Genomic DNA, 14330 nt, shown 5'->3' with positions numbered 1-14330 from the left:
ACAGGTGATCGCCCATCTTCCAGCGATGAAGGCACGTTCTCAATACGGCGCGCCAATACCTTTTCATTTCACTGCGGCAAGGAAATGTTTCTCTCCACCATAAGAGGGATCAATTTGCGGAATGCTATCGTGCTGGCAGCTTGTTCATCCCTTTGATAGGCTTCATAATCTTTCCTGAAGGTGTTCTGCATTTCCTCCGATAAATGACGGATGTATCGGTGCGCACATTCGGTTACCTGTACCGGCGATCCGAAATCAACCACCAGATCCAAAACGTCCAGCACATAGAATTCCATGGGATTCGACTGTGGCAAAAACCATCCGGTCAAGATGGCTTGTTCAAGCACCTCGTCGAGATTAGCACCATACTTGTCCACCAAAGGAACGACCTTGTCTCGAATCAATGTGATAATTTCCGCCAATTCCTTCTCCCGAGACGTTTCCTTGGCCAGATTCCATACCTTGCCTTTGTTCCGGAAGCTGCTCAAGCTGATAGCCCAATATACTTTTCCGCTTTGCGTATTCATGATTTGGCAATTTACATTAAACTCCAAATAGCTGCCGGCCACATTGAAAGCATTACTCGAAAAACGCACCTCGGCCGTAAAGGGGTCCACGTGCTTGACCATGCTTCGCCTGGATTTATAGTATTTGAATCCGCAAGGCTCACAGGCTGCAGCAATCCTAGAGCAACATTCTCGAAAAATATCCTTGCTGGTTTGATGATCCGCCATATCTATTCCTCCCCATTTTGCTTATTTTATAAAGAGTATGAAGACACAGAAATCTTGGCTTGATTTCAGGCTTATAAACTTTGTATTACTACGCAAAAACAGGTTTACGGTTTCTATTGTTATTTTACAGAATAGCTAATAGCCAAATGCACAGAATAAAAGAAACCGCCCTTTAACAACATGGAAGTGGTTGATGAATCAACTACAATCCATAAGTTAAAGAAGCGGTTTTTTATCCTCATGCCAGAGTAACCTGGTATATATCAATCCATATATTCGTTCAGTTTCTGTACATCGCGGATGGTAATCTCACGTGTACCCTTGATATGAATAATCCCCAGCTGTTCAAACTTTCCGAATTTTCGGCTGATCGTTTCACGTGTGACACCCACATAATTAGCCATCTCTTCGCGTGAAAGGGGGAGATTTATTTTAATATAGGAGCCGTCCGGCTTGCCGTATTTGTGGCCGAGTTCGAGAATCATGTAGGCGATACGAATTTCCGGGTCTTTGGTAGCCAGGCTTTGAGCCAGGTTTTCGGTATGTGCCAAGCGTTTGGTAATCGTTTTGAGCAGCCTCAAAGAGATATCGGGATTGTTGCGGATCAACTCCTCCATATCATCTTTGGTGAGCATACAAATATCAGTATCCTTTAAGGCGTACGCACTAAAATTGCTCAACTCGTCGTTATTAAATATATTCAACTCACCAAAAAAATCGCCAGTTGTCAGAATGTGCAGAATTTGTTCTTTGCCCTGAGGTGTCATCTTCAGCAGCTTAACATGCCCGCTTTTAATGATGTACAGCGTGTCGGAAGCCTGTTCCTCGACAATCAAGGCCTCACCTTTCTGATATTTTCGGTGCCGGATCATAGAGCTAACCTTACACAAATCTTCGCAGGACAAAGAGGAAAAGATAGGCACTTTGCGGGCACAGGGCTCCTGTTCGCACTGGCAGGGGCAGGACATCTCATTCACATTCATTCACTCCATTCATCAACCGGAAACTAGAAAGTATAGCGTGTTCTTGTTATTCTGCATCATCTATAGGGGCAAAATGGCTTTGATCCTCACCGCAGACTGGACAAACCCAGTCTTCCGGAAGGTCTTCGAACGCTGTACCTGGCATAACGTCTTCATCAGGGTCACCCATAGCAGGATCATAAACGTATCCACAGGGCTGACATACATATTTTTTCATCTTTAGTTCTCCTTGTCATCCAAAATTTTTGTAAGCTCTGGTGCATCCGGACTGAGTCCTTGGATAATGGCTGCTTTATATGGAAGTGAAGCGAGAGCATCCCCAAAGCCGATCACACCGCAGATAGAGCCGTTTTGTATGAACATACGTGTATAAGAAACTTGATTTTCACGGGTCAGGCTGGTGTCACAGACTTGTTCGTCTACCAGACCGATGGAAAACAAGGGGCTTTCATAGCTGTTGGACAGGGTGACAGGAAGAGGACGCTGGTAAGCTGTGGAGGTACCCGCCATATTAGTGCCTGCTATTTTCCCTTGCTCCATAGCACTTTCCCATAATCCATCTACTCTATTGTGGAACTCGGCTACATCACCTGCCGCATATATATGGGCAGAGCTGGTCTCCATCTGCGCATTCACCAGAATGCCTTGTCCAATATCAAGGCCGATTTGGCGAGCAAGCTCCGTATTAGGTACAATTCCGATAGAGTACACGACATGTTCGCAGGGAATAACAGTGCCGCCCTGCAGTTCTACGCCCTCTACATGATCTGTGCCTGTAATACGCTTTACGCCTTGTCCAAGGCATACCTGGGTACCCTGTTCGATAACTCGGCGAGTCAAAATAGCGGATGCCTTTTCATCTAGCTGGCGGGGCATGAGCCGTTGCGAAGCTTCCAGAATGGTAACGGCATATCCGGCTTGCTGAAAGGACCAGGCGGTTTCTACACCCTGAATACCACCGCCGATGATACATATCCGGTCTCCTTGTCGCAATTCCGTTTTAAGTCTGTCTGCATCTTGTCGAAAACGAATATTGTGAACGTTCCTTAGTGAAGCCCCGTCCAGCACAAGCTTACGGTTGTGGGCTCCTGTACACAGCAGCAGCTTGTCGTAAGCAACGGTTTGCCCGTTGGCTGTTTCGATGGTGCAGTCCTCTGCGTGTATTGCCGTGATCTTTACGCCGGAATACACATGAATCCGTTGACTGGCAAACCACTTTTCCTTTTTAATCAGGATTTTGTCGCTGTGCAAGTCAGTGAATAGTGCCTTCGAAAGCTTGACTCTGTTATATGGAAGGGAGGACTCTTCCCCGTAAATAGAAATTTCTGCTAGCTCATCATGATCTCTAATCGCTTTTGCCGCGTTGACAGCGGCCACGCCCCCTCCGATGATAACGTAATGTTGGTTATCCATTCGGCATCTCTCCTATTCCCTCTAAGCTTCCTGTGCTCAAATAACACTAAGCAGCAGATCTGAGACAAATTCAGCAGCATTTTTAATTTTTTTCACTTTTTCAACTTCTGTAGGAGAGAAGCGAATGCGTACTGGGAATTCCACATGCGTCATACCCGTTGACTTGATTACATCTGAAGTGCTCTGGACTTTCATATTAGTACCGTTCAAGTAATCCTGTACGACTTCAATGGCTTCACCACTCCAGCCGTAGGAACCAAAGGCGGCAGCAAGCTTACCTTCCAAATTCATCTTTTGCATTTTTTGCAGCAGATCTTCCAATTTGCCTGTCATGTCGGCATATTTGGTAGAGCTGCCGACGAAAACAGCATCCGCTGAGGTAATACTATTTAATATCTCGGTTTCATCTGCTTTATCTACATCCCATAGCTCCACCTTGATTTGGTTCTCCAAAAAGCAATCTCTCAGGATGTTTGCCATTTTTTTAGTATTATTTTTTAAGGTGGCATAAACAATCGCTACTTTTTTATCATCCTTGGTTTCGGTACTCATCGATGCGTACAAATCAATAAATTTGGCAATATCATGTCGGATCGCGAAGCCGTGGGAAGGAGCAATCATCTCAATATCCAAGTCAGATACAGCTTCGATTAATGTACGCACATATCTGCGATGAGGATGAATGATAGCCTGATAATATCCGATAAAATCCTCGGTGATATCAAAGTCGGCCTCATCGGCAAATAGATGCTCTACAGCCACGTGTGTGCTGAAAATATCGCAAGGGAACAAGATTTTGTCTTCGATGCAATACGTAATCATAGTTTCTTCTGTATGGAGATAAGGTGTTTCCTTGAACAGCAGCGTCTTGCCTCCAATATCGAGTTGATCCCCATCCTTGATGACGAGGAAATTCCGATGCTGGAGCTTGTACATCTGCTGAATTTCCGGAACGGCAATCTCCGTGCAGACAATTGTGGCGTTTGCTGCCTTGGAAGCAAGTGCCGCTAACCCGCCGGAGTGATCCGGTTCCGTGTGATTGACGATTATATATTGAATATCCAACGGGTCGATTAATTCCGCTACAGCTTCTGCAAATTCTCTGCCGAACGCCATATCTACGGTATCTACAATAGTTGGTTTTCCTGTTTTCAGCAGATATGCATTATATGTTGTACCCTTTGATAGTAGAAGACGATGAAAGGGGACCTCACGATTATCAATTTTTCCTACCCAATAAATATCCTTTGCCAGCTTAAATCCTGGTTTCATAGGAATAACCTCCTGCTTTTTTGGTTTGTCTGACACAATTCGATTTTAGTTGGATGTGATGATGAAAAAGATGATTGAAATCAAATTTTTGAATATTTCAAAGTATTTATGACTTAAATTTATGTTTGTGATCGCAATCACAAGACGAGCGTAATAATCAAATACAATAAGACTATATAGGCCCAATCCAATTACAAACAGGAGAGTGAATCTACATGAAAAAATCAAACCTCATTCAATTTCAGGAATATAAAGAAGCTGCATTTACAAAACGAATTGTGCATAAGGAAGCCGACAATGTCATTTTTATTCTCAACTTCACCCCTAATGCTGAGCTGCCAACACATAATCATCCAGGAGCGAATGTATATTTGCTTGTTCTGGAAGGAAGCGGTACTGTAACTGTAAATGGTGAAGAAACGGAAGTTGTCCAAGGGGATATGATCCATATTACCGGAGATGAGCACTTTTCCTATCGTGGTAGTGCGGAAGCGAATTCCAGCCTGCATGTGGTGTTGACCAAAACGCCAAGTGAAAGCTATGCACAAAATATATAAAGTATAGAAATTGCAAGAAGAGGAGCTGCAGTCCAAACATACAAAAGCCGCTTGGTCATTTAGACCAGGCGGCTTTTGTATTGGAGAGTCACACCCCGGAATACGCTATAAACCGGCTGTCTAGCGGGATTACTGTACCTGTGACAGCGCTGAATGTCTAAGCCACAGTAGGTCACGGTTGTGTTCAGTGAGGAAGAAGCTGGAGGCAATAGTTTTCACGCTTTGGAGCGACCTTATGATGAAATCCCGTCTGTACAAATAGCTTCCGAAGTGCCACAATACGTTTTAAAGGCCATTTTTCTCCAGCTGGAATATCGTGCAAGGCTCGTGAAGTAGTTAACCCCAATAAAATGACGTTTCATCGAAAGGAGGAAGCAGGTTATGAAGCTGCATCGAGCCATTGTAGTGGATGATGAAATTTTCACCCGCAAAGGGCTGATTCAACTTGTCGATTGGGAAATCTGTGGCTTTGAAATCGTGGGTGAAGCTGATAACGGTGAGGATGCGCTGGAGCTAATCAGTCGTCTTCACCCAGACCTGATCATTACCGATATTCGTATGCCTGTGCTGGATGGATTAGAGCTGATTCGATCTGTACTCGAACGGAGTACCCAACATCCTGCTTTTATTATCATGAGCGGCTACAGTGATTTTGCTTATGCGCAGCAGGCACTCCGCTATGGAGTTCATGATTTTATACTTAAGCCGGTTGATGATGAGGACTTTTCGGCTACACTGCGCAAGCTGAGTGAAAGATTGCACCGTGAACAACAGAACGCGCAGCGATATCAGAACCACCTTACAGGCGGGCTGCTAGAGACGATGATGATAAACCCAGTGAATGATGCAGTGGTGACACATTGGGAGCAACAGTTGCGGCTTGGAGAAGCCACGTATATGTACTATGTACTCGTCGAGCTGAACGATCAGCATCCTTGGCACTCCGGTGACGATGGCGTCATGCTATCACTTTTCCAGTTCAGGGAACTTATAGAGCAAGCGCTTCATCGTTTAATGGGCAGCAAGTACCCTCTCTATGTCCATGAGCATCGTAACCGGATTGGTCTTATCGTACCGGACTTCTTTTTAGAGTGTTTTGAAGCCAAGGTGGAAGTTTTTATGAAAGCGCTACAACAGGAGATAGAGGGGATGGAGTCACTAAAAGACCGGTTGGGAAGTCGGGTGTTCGTTTATGCGGGAAGTCCTGTGAATCAGTTGCGGGATATCCAGCAGTCCTATGCCAGTGCAAAGGAGGCAGTTCTCCATAAATACATTCATGACCATAGTGGTATTGTTGTCTATCTGCAGGGAGAAATGCCACCCCTCGACTATAGGACCATTCGTCAGGACGTGCTGGATGGCTTGACAGAGCAGGTCGAGGAACTCCAATTGGAAGAGCTGCGTGCGACTATAGGTTATTTATTTAGCAGCTTTCGGGAAGAGCATTATGCTCCTGAGGCTATGAAAATGAGTCTGCATCAATGCGTTCTTAGTATCGTGCGGGTCATTCAAAACATGCAGGGAAATGAGCGCTCAATTCAGTCGCTGGAACCGATGATCAACTGGCAGGATATGAATCTGTCGCTGGGTGAACTCCAGCGATTGTTTACAGCCTTTGCCGAGGAAAGTGGAAAATATATTGGGACGCTGCGCAAGGAATGTCAGCAGGGAGGAATCCAGCATATCCGTGCTTACATTGAGCAGCATGCTGACGAGAATATAAGTCTGAAAAGTATTGCGGCCCGCTTTTACATGAATCCGGTATACCTCGGTCAATTGTTCAGAAAAACATACGGTGTGTACTTTAACGAATTCCTGCTGAAATTACGCATTCAGGAGGCGAAACGCCTGCTACGGCAGACGGATCTGCGTATATATGAAATTGCGGAGCGCGTGGGATTCGGCAGTTCAGACTATTTTGTGACTCAGTTTGAAAAGCTGGCGCACGTCACGCCAAGTGAATACCGCAATAGCCTGAGTGTTGGGTACGAGCCAGAGAGGTCCGGCGAATGAAGAGGCTGAGAACTATCCTGGATCATATACGGCTGCGAGATAAAATGCTGCTGCTTTATTTCCTCTGTGTTTTTACACCTATAGTGCTGACCAATCTGATCTTTTACCATGTTACCTCGCAAAATGTGAAGGAACAGCGTATTCAGGATATTACGCGCGCACTGGAACAAATTAAAATTGAATTTCACCGGGAATTTGAAGATGCGATGGAAATCTCGTCTATCTTTTATACCGATTATCGACTCAATGAGGTGTTGGAAGAAACATATCCCCACCCTGCTGACTATATTGCTGTTTATGACTCTTATTTACGGCGTATCTTAAACAATACTTACAGCCCTGTGTACCAATCCGTAGGTGGAATTACGATCTACACTGATAATTCAACGCTGCTGAATTCCGGGGGAATCAGCTTTATAGATGAGAAGGTCAAAGGCTTCCCCTGGTATACCCAAATCCCGCCTGGACGCCAGTCCAAGCCTATATTTGTCCGTACCGACGACAGTACCGACGAGCAGACACACCCCTTCAGCCTGATTCGACGGATGAACTACTTTTATTCCCCAAGTGGTCGTGAAAAAATACTAAAAATAGAGCTGCGAATGTCGTCCATTCGGGAGATTTTCAATAACCTGAATTTACAGGGGAGTCTCTTCCTGCTTAACGAACGGGGAGAAATTGAATACACAAATGATCCCAAGGTGGATATAAACCATAAAAGTGTTGCCTATAGAACCCTCAAGCTGCCCGAGAACACCATGGAGTTCAAGACCAGTTATGTGCTTACAAATAATCTGAACGGCTGGAGCATTGTGGCCGCAGTATCAAGGGATGAAGTGCTGTATGAAATGCAGGAACCTCGCAATTTTGCGCTCTTGTTAACCTGTGTGAATATGCTGCTGCCCACCTTGATCATTATTTGGATTACACGTTCGCTGAACGTGCGGCTTCATCGCATTTTGAAACATGTGAAAAAGGTGAAAAATCAGCATTTTGAACTCATTCCAGGTATGGAGTCGAGTGATGAAATCGGACAGCTAACAGGTGAATTTAATCGGATGACGCTGAGAATCAAACGACTGATTAACGATGTTTATATGGCCGATATTCAGCGAAAAAATCTGGAGATTCAGCGTAGACATGCCCAGCTGAATGCACTTCACAGCCAGATCAACCCCCATTTTCTGTTCAATGCGCTGGAGACGATTCGCATGCGAAGCCTGATGAAGCATGAGGATGAGACAGCCCGCATTATTCATAACATGGCACGGATTTTCCGCAATTCGCTGGTGTGGAACAAGGATCGAGTTACTTTGCGGGACGAGTTGGAGTTGATCCGTTGTTTTCTGGAAATCCAACAATATCGCTTTGGTGAGCGAATACAGTACGATGTACAGGCGCGCTCTGAAGACTTGGACAATCTGATTCCCAAAATGGTCGTACTGACGCTGGTTGAAAATGCAAGTATCCACGGCATTGAGCCGCTAAAGCATGGGGGACGCATTGAGATTCTTTTTGAGCATGAGGAAGGACGACTGATTCTAACGGTTCGGGATGATGGGGTTGGCATGTCTGTGGAACAGGTGCATCGCTTATATGGTTACATGCAAAGGCAGGAAGAAATGGGTGAGCGTATAGGTCTGCAAAATGTCATCTATCGTCTAAAACTTTACTACGGGAAACGCTTTGAGCTCGCCATTCGCAGTGCACCCGGCGAAGGTACGGAGATTCGTATAATGATTCCTGCGGATCGGGTGTAAAACCTTCAAAAGTGTAAAAAACCTAAATAAATCATTTTTCTACAAAAAATTTCATTTTTCGCTATATACTCCCCTTCTATTATATGGTAAATATGAATATATACTAAAAATCAATAATAAGAAGAAATAGTCTAGGATATCTTAACACTAACGAAGTTTTGAATAGCTGGCCAGCTTTCAAATATAACTAATTTTTTATTGGAGGAAGAGTATGAAGTTTACTAAAAAGTTAATTAAGTCCTTAGCGGTTGTTGCTATTATTGGTTCAATTTCCGCCTCTGCTTATGCTTCTAGTACCATTGAAGGAGGTTGGATTGAAGGGAAGGGTAATTTTTCTAATAATAATTCTCGTCAAGAGCTTTCCTTACGTGCTGCGAAAAGTGTTCCAGATCACCAAGGTTATACGGAAGCTAAGCCAGGAAATTCAGATTTAGAAAGAGCAGTTGCTATAACAAAGTGGGAGGGTGAATACCACTATTCCAGAGCACAATTAACTTGGGCAGGAAGTGTACGTCTTGATAGCGACAGACAATGGGGGTGGGATCGTACCAGGGCTGTCACTGGTTATGGTGAAGCTATTCTTGTAGCGAGAACTTTTTACGGCGGTAGCCAAGAATAATTAAAAATTAAAGAAGGTGAGATTGTTATTTCTTTAACAATTTCACCTTTTATTACGAGAGGTATTTGAAATGAAAAGTAAGCTGAAGGAAATTTCCGGAAATGGACTAATACCAATATTCGTACTGTATTTTTTATTGAGTATGATTATGATCTCTGTGAGTTATTACATGGTACAACAAAAAGAATTAGACTCCTTGTCCAGAGGTCTTTACCAAGAAAATAGTTTATTCTTTATGGTAGATCAAAATTCTGCTCACGAATTGGACTGGCGTAAGCTCCGAACTACGTACCCATTTACCATATTCAAGGAGCTTGAAACTGGGGAAATGAATGTGCGAGCTCTTTATTATAAAGAGGATACATATAAGCCACCAATTGTTGCAGGGAGATTTTTTAATGAGGACGATTTTTATAGTGATCATAGGTATGCTGTAATTGGACAACATATTGCTGAATCAGCACTTACGTCTCTTGACGGGAGACGGTATTATCTGTTCCAAGGAAAAAAATTTGAAGTCATAGGTTCTATGGGGGCGGCCTATCCATCAACTCTGGATACAACGGTGCTACTAAACTTGGATGCCCTTGGTCAACAAACTCACCTAAATAATATCTATGTACTAAATTCTCCCGCAGTGTCCTCTGTTATCAAAAATGGATATTTAATTTTTGAAAACTTAAGCGCTAAGGTGAATGTATTTGACCGCGGTGATGCTGGAGCACAGAGATATGTGGGCATAGACATATATCGTAATACGATCATAATTACTGTATTTCTGTTGTTGGTTTGCTCCAGTGTTATATTTACTATGAATTGGTACGATAAAAAGAAAACTGAAATAACTTGGTTATGGATTATGGGAATTAAGTCAGAGAAAGCGATAGTGAAATTTTCCAAACGATATTATGTAGCCGTCTCCCTGTCTTATTTGCTTATGTGTACAATAAGCCTTTTCTTATTTTTGATCGCTGGGGCTTCAATAGAAAATATTGAACTGTACGTACAATATCTGCTTATAGGCTACGTATTAATTCTCTTATCTTCTTATCTTTCCATATCCGTTACTGTCAAAAGGATAGGTAGATCAGGAAAGGACTTAAGTTTAAATGAGAATGGTATACAGTGAAGTTTTAGAAAGCGTACAAAAGAACAAAAGTACAACGATATTTATTCTCCTTCAAATTACTATTTTGTTTTTTTTAGTTACTGTTTTATTTTTGAATTTTAATCATTTAGTTACGAAATCAAGTAAAACAGCAGCCTTAGGGGCACAAGACAGTTTCCAGTTATCAGACACTCTAACGAATAGTGATGAATTAAAAGAACTTATGAATCAACCGATGTTCTTAACCAAAATTAAAAATTTTTATAATTATGTAGAGAAACATATAGGTGAGAAGTATATCTACATTTTTACGCAGCCTGTTGACCTCATTCATTTTGAAGGAGCGGACAAGGCAAAATTTTCACAGGATTATGAACAAGGATTTGAACCGAATGTCTTTACTATCAATAACAAAGGCCCTTATGTTTCTATAAAAGCTTTACAAATTAATAAACAAGGACTAGATCAGTTTTCCATTGAAACAGATGAGGGGGAGAACTTGACCGCACATGATTTTAATCATGTGGGTCATACAAGCATTCCTGTACTCCTAGGAGCAGAATATAAGCAACTATATAAAGTAGGAGATATTTTAAAAGGGAAATATTTGTTAAAAGATTTTGAGTTTTATGTAAAAGGGTTTGTTAAAAAGGATTCACTTGTTTTTAATGCTAATAACCCGGAAATATATCTTGATCGGTATATTATTATGCCCGCACAACAGTTTACAAGTGTCCCAGATACTAAGGAAGACTTTAACTTTCAACAGAAACACTATCTCCAAATGATAAATGGGGACATTTGGAGTTCGGAAACCGAGTACTTTGTAAGGAGCAAGGTAGAAGAAGCCCAAAAAAAGACTGGTTTTTATGATACCCAAGTTCTTGGAGCAAACAGCCCACCATTAAATTTTATTTTTTCAGCGCTACACGAGAATATCATGGTACTCAGTGTTATAACTATAACTATATTTGTGGTGTGTATTCTCAGCATTTCGATTTTAATGGTAACTAAATTAGAAAAAAATATGAAAAACTTATCTATTCACTTGATCTCTGGAGCAACGATAATGAATATACTTTTCTATTTTATTGCAGAGATAGCATTTTTGGTGATAGTTCCAGGTTTAATTAGTCTATTTCTGTATACTTATCTTATTAACTTTAAAATGGGTAGTTACTTCATCACGATATTGCTGAGTATGCTAATTATATTCGCGTTGTCTACACTTCTACTTTACTACAAGACGAGGAAGTTGCAGGTTAGTATGTTTTTAAAACGAATGGAGTGATTGGTTTTAATGATTACAATAAATAATCTTCACAAAGCTTTTAAGGTGGGGGAGAGGGTTTTGGAAGTATTAAAGGGTGTGGATTTGAGTATTAAAAGGGGCTCTATGACAGCAATTATGGGTAGGAGCGGTTCAGGAAAATCCACTTTGCTAAATATAATTGCTGGATTAGACAAACCGGACAGTGGGACTTACATGTATGAGCAAGAAGATCTGACTACTAAAACTCTAAATCAATTAGCAGATTTCAGAAGAGAAAAAATAGGATTTATTTTACAAAATTATGCTCTGATTGATACCAAAAATGTGTTCGATAATGTGGCTTTACCCCTAAAATATAGTAAATACCCTAAAGCAAAGATAAGTCATATGGTGGAAGATGTTTTAGAAGCATTAGAGTTAGAAAAGTTAGGTTTTCATTCTGTTGATATGTTGTCTGGTGGTGAAATGCAGCGGGTGGCGATAGCAAGAGCTCTTGTTCAAGAACCAGAAATTATACTGGCTGACGAACCGACAGGTTCCCTTGACGAACACTCTGAACAGAATATTTTGGGTATTTTCAAGGATTTAAATATACAGGGGAAAACTATTGTAGTCGTAACACATGACCAGCAAGTCGCAGATGCATGTGATGAAACGATTTATATCAAAGAAGGGAAAATACGTTATTACTAATTTGTTTTGTCATGGACGCCGATGCTGGATTGGCGTCCATTTGCTTTGAAGGACCTTCACCTATAGTTTTCTAAGTAACACCTTTAGATTGACAGGTGAACAAACTGAACGGCATTTTATAAAATGAAAGTGCTTACAATTTAGGGTGCGCGGGATTCTCGTTGTTCAAGGGGCGTGCGCATGATATTCACACACAATCGACAAAAGAGGCCGAAAGGGGAAGGTCTGGCATGACAAGCAAAAGGTTCGGAATCATCAGTCTGGTAATGGTTATGATGGCATCTATGATCACTGCTTGCTCAGGGAGCTCGGATAAGGAGCCTGCGTCGGGAGATAGCAAGGAGAAGGTCACGTTCACGTATTTTAATGCCACGGCGGGAAGAGACATTAATACCAATGAAACGCGGATCGGAAAAGTTTTGGAAGATCAGACCGGCGTGAACTGGAAGCTGGAGCATTTGGTAGGGGATTCGAATACGAAGATTGGCACGTTTATTGCAAGCAACGATTATCCGGACGTAATTGTACCGGATGGGACGATTGATAAACTGCTGGATGCCGGGGCTTTCATTCCCCTGAATGATTTGATCGACAAATATGGACCAAATATCAAGCGTGTATACGGACCCTACTACAACCTGATGAAAGCGGAGGATGGGAATATCTATTTCCTGCCGTTTAGCGCGGTGGTCGGCGATTATTTGTCTGCTCCTAACATAGAGCAGGGAGCTTTTTGGATACAGCGCAGAGTGTTGAAGGAGGCGGGATATCCAAAAATAAAAACGTTAGATGAGTACTTGGCTCTGATTCGGAACTATACGAAAAAGCATGCAGACGAGGGATTAACCGGGTACTTGGCGCTAACCACGCAGGATAGGTTTTATGCGCTTACGAATGCGCCGATGCATCTGGCAGGCTATCCCAACGATGGCGGCACAATTATTGATATGAAAACACACCAGGCGACGGATTATGGAGATAAGGACATCACTAAACGGTACCTGAAAGAGCTAAATCAGCTTAACGCAGAGGGCCTGTTCGATAAATCGTCCTTTGTGGACAATTACGATCAATATTTGGCGAAGCTGACCTCGGGCAAGGTGCTGGGCTTTTTCGATTACCGCTGGCAGGCAGGGCAGGCTCTAAATAACCTGCAGGAGGCTTCCAAGCGATCGGGTAATGATGATCTGGAATATGTAGGGCTGCCTGTTGTATACGACCGGAATATAAAGGATCAGTATCTTGATCCGTCGTCATTTGTTAATAACCGAGGCATTGGAATTACAGTCAGTGCCAAGGACCCGGTACGTATTATCAAATTTTTCAACAATCTGCTGACCGACGAAAACCAAGTGTTATCCAACTGGGGGATCAAAGGTGAAACCTATGATGTAGATAAAAATGGGCGCTTTTATCGGACCAAGGAGCAAATTAAAAAGACGGGTGAGGATGCGTTCCGTGACTCATTTGGGTTCAAATATTTTGAATACAGCTGGCCGCGATACGGTAACGGTTCTTCCTTGCCCGACGGCAACTCGGCTAGCCCCGGACGGCAGCCTGAGGTTGCGCGTATGTCGTATACCGAAGGTGATAAAAAGCTGCTAAAAGCAAACGGTGTAGAGTCCTTCTCGCAGATGTTTTCCGCACCTGACGAACGTCCATGGTTCCCAGCCTGGAGCATTCAGGTTGCCCAAGGCTCACCAGCGCAGATCTTTCAGCAAAAAAAAGGAGACCTGCAGCGCAAATATTTCCCGCGCTTGGTGCTGTCTGCACCGGCACAGTTTGATGCCATTTGGAATGAATACACCACCGAGTTTAACAAGCTGGATGTGAAGGCTTTTGAGGAACTGATCACGAAGGAGGTTGCCAAAAAAGTCAAGACGGTCGGGAAAAAATAAAGGAGGA

The 14330-nt window shown here is 42.7% G+C and carries 13 protein-coding genes; 8 read left to right on the top strand and 5 right to left on the bottom strand.

Going from position 1 to position 14330, the window contains the following annotated elements; translation table 11 throughout:
• Positions 1–68: 68 nt before the first annotated feature.
• From EGM68_RS25905 to EGM68_RS24675, 5 genes are all read right to left on the bottom strand, one after another.
• A complete protein-coding gene (locus EGM68_RS25905; RefSeq protein ID WP_058711034.1) occupies positions 69–734 on the bottom strand; it encodes a hypothetical protein in 666 nt (221 codons plus the stop codon).
• Positions 735–997: 263 nt separating this feature from the next.
• Complete coding sequence (locus EGM68_RS24690) at positions 998–1702, bottom strand: Crp/Fnr family transcriptional regulator (RefSeq protein ID WP_058711071.1); 705 nt, start codon at positions 1700–1702, stop codon at positions 998–1000.
• A gap of 61 nt (positions 1703–1763) precedes the next feature.
• Positions 1764–1934, bottom strand: coding sequence for a rubredoxin (gene rd / locus EGM68_RS24685; RefSeq protein ID WP_013373674.1), 171 nt, complete (start codon positions 1932–1934; stop codon positions 1764–1766).
• 2 nt (positions 1935–1936) lie between these two features.
• A complete protein-coding gene (locus tag EGM68_RS24680) occupies positions 1937–3130 on the bottom strand; it encodes an NAD(P)/FAD-dependent oxidoreductase (RefSeq protein ID WP_129550208.1) in 1194 nt (397 codons plus the stop codon).
• 36 nt (positions 3131–3166) lie between these two features.
• Positions 3167–4402, bottom strand: coding sequence for an FprA family A-type flavoprotein (locus EGM68_RS24675; protein ID WP_129550207.1), 1236 nt, complete (start codon positions 4400–4402; stop codon positions 3167–3169).
• 215 nt (positions 4403–4617) lie between these two features.
• On the opposite strand from EGM68_RS24675, the gene EGM68_RS24670 reads away from it, so the two are divergent.
• The 8 genes from EGM68_RS24670 (at position 4618) to EGM68_RS24635 (ending at position 14323) form a co-directional block, all read left to right on the top strand.
• Complete coding sequence (locus EGM68_RS24670) at positions 4618–4959, top strand: cupin domain-containing protein (protein ID WP_013373671.1); 342 nt, start codon at positions 4618–4620, stop codon at positions 4957–4959.
• 381 nt (positions 4960–5340) lie between these two features.
• On the top strand, positions 5341–6972 hold the full coding sequence (locus EGM68_RS24665) for a response regulator (RefSeq protein WP_129550206.1): 1632 nt from the start codon (positions 5341–5343) through the stop codon (positions 6970–6972).
• Entirely contained in the window at positions 6969–8732 is a 1764-nt protein-coding gene (locus EGM68_RS24660) for a sensor histidine kinase (RefSeq protein WP_129550205.1), read from the top strand. The genes EGM68_RS24665 and EGM68_RS24660 overlap by 4 nt, the downstream gene beginning before the upstream one ends.
• 211 nt (positions 8733–8943) lie before the next feature.
• Positions 8944–9351 (top strand): hypothetical protein, encoded by a 408-nt coding sequence (locus EGM68_RS24655; RefSeq protein ID WP_013373667.1) that lies wholly within the window; start codon positions 8944–8946, stop codon positions 9349–9351.
• Positions 9352–9421: 70 nt separating this feature from the next.
• Positions 9422–10480: an ABC transporter permease gene (locus EGM68_RS24650; RefSeq protein WP_013373666.1), complete on the top strand. Its 1059-nt coding sequence runs from the start codon at positions 9422–9424 to the stop codon at positions 10478–10480.
• A complete protein-coding gene (locus tag EGM68_RS24645; RefSeq protein WP_013373665.1) occupies positions 10461–11750 on the top strand; it encodes an ABC transporter permease in 1290 nt (429 codons plus the stop codon). The genes EGM68_RS24650 and EGM68_RS24645 overlap by 20 nt, the downstream gene beginning before the upstream one ends.
• A 9-nt stretch (positions 11751–11759) precedes the next feature.
• Positions 11760–12425 carry an ABC transporter ATP-binding protein gene (locus EGM68_RS24640; protein ID WP_013373664.1) on the top strand — a complete coding sequence of 222 codons (666 nt, stop codon included), beginning with the start codon at positions 11760–11762 and terminating at the stop codon, positions 12423–12425.
• A 230-nt stretch (positions 12426–12655) separates the two neighbouring features.
• Positions 12656–14323, top strand: a complete 1668-nt coding sequence (locus tag EGM68_RS24635; RefSeq protein ID WP_013373663.1) for an ABC transporter substrate-binding protein — start codon at positions 12656–12658, stop codon at positions 14321–14323.
• Positions 14324–14330 lie beyond the last annotated feature (7 nt).

It is taken from the genome of Paenibacillus sp. M-152 (assembly GCF_003856555.1).
Classification (GTDB): Bacteria; Bacillota; Bacilli; order Paenibacillales; family Paenibacillaceae; genus Paenibacillus; species Paenibacillus polymyxa_C.
This window is presented reverse-complemented; position numbering and strand designations above follow the sequence as displayed.

Excerpts from the sequence above, each read along its gene's own strand:
- EGM68_RS25905 (WP_058711034.1), bottom strand. The coding sequence starts at position 734 with ATGGCGGATCATCAAACCAGCAAGGATATTTTTCGAGAATGTTGCTCT.
- EGM68_RS24690 (WP_058711071.1), bottom strand. The coding sequence starts at position 1,702 with ATGTCCTGCCCCTGCCAGTGCGAACAGGAGCCCTGTGCCCGCAAAGTG.
- rd (WP_013373674.1), bottom strand. The coding sequence starts at position 1,934 with ATGAAAAAATATGTATGTCAGCCCTGTGGATACGTTTATGATCCTGCT.
- EGM68_RS24680 (WP_129550208.1), bottom strand. The coding sequence starts at position 3,130 with ATGGATAACCAACATTACGTTATCATCGGAGGGGGCGTGGCCGCTGTC.
- EGM68_RS24675 (WP_129550207.1), bottom strand. The coding sequence starts at position 4,402 with ATGAAACCAGGATTTAAGCTGGCAAAGGATATTTATTGGGTAGGAAAA.
- EGM68_RS24670 (WP_013373671.1), top strand. The coding sequence starts at position 4,618 with ATGAAAAAATCAAACCTCATTCAATTTCAGGAATATAAAGAAGCTGCA.
- EGM68_RS24665 (WP_129550206.1), top strand. The coding sequence starts at position 5,341 with ATGAAGCTGCATCGAGCCATTGTAGTGGATGATGAAATTTTCACCCGC.
- EGM68_RS24660 (WP_129550205.1), top strand. The coding sequence starts at position 6,969 with ATGAAGAGGCTGAGAACTATCCTGGATCATATACGGCTGCGAGATAAA.
- EGM68_RS24655 (WP_013373667.1), top strand. The coding sequence starts at position 8,944 with ATGAAGTTTACTAAAAAGTTAATTAAGTCCTTAGCGGTTGTTGCTATT.
- EGM68_RS24650 (WP_013373666.1), top strand. The coding sequence starts at position 9,422 with ATGAAAAGTAAGCTGAAGGAAATTTCCGGAAATGGACTAATACCAATA.
- EGM68_RS24645 (WP_013373665.1), top strand. The coding sequence starts at position 10,461 with ATGAGAATGGTATACAGTGAAGTTTTAGAAAGCGTACAAAAGAACAAA.
- EGM68_RS24640 (WP_013373664.1), top strand. The coding sequence starts at position 11,760 with ATGATTACAATAAATAATCTTCACAAAGCTTTTAAGGTGGGGGAGAGG.
- EGM68_RS24635 (WP_013373663.1), top strand. The coding sequence starts at position 12,656 with ATGACAAGCAAAAGGTTCGGAATCATCAGTCTGGTAATGGTTATGATG.